Annotated in this window: 1 protein-coding gene; it reads left to right on the top strand. The window is 63.3% G+C overall.

Going from position 1 to position 229, the window contains the following annotated elements; translation table 11 throughout:
• Positions 1–198, top strand: a 198-nt coding sequence (locus MTCD1_RS20530) for a CBS domain-containing protein (RefSeq protein ID WP_200818733.1), incomplete at its 5' end; no start/stop codon positions are given.
• Positions 199–229: the final 31 nt, after the last annotated feature.

Here is a 229-nt window from a genome sequence, read left to right as displayed (position 1 = left end):
GACGAATCCAGGTTTGCCGACCCGGTTTCCGCCGCCATGGTCAGCCGCCTCGACAAGGTCCCCGTCCACGCCCCGGTCGAAGCCCTGCTGCCGGTATTCGACCGCGGCCACGTCGCCATCGTGATGGACGGCGAAAAGTTCGTCGGCCTGATCACGCGGATCGACATGCTCAATTTTTTGCGTGGGCGGGTGGGGTAGGTTCTGGAATGGTCGCTAGGTGTCGTTTGCC

Origin of the sequence: Colwellia marinimaniae (assembly GCF_002207865.1) — a bacterium.
Taxonomy (GTDB): Bacteria; Pseudomonadota; Gammaproteobacteria; order Enterobacterales; family Alteromonadaceae; genus Colwellia; species Colwellia marinimaniae.
Note: the sequence above shows the minus strand (reverse complement) of the source record. Positions and strands in the feature narration are given on the sequence as shown.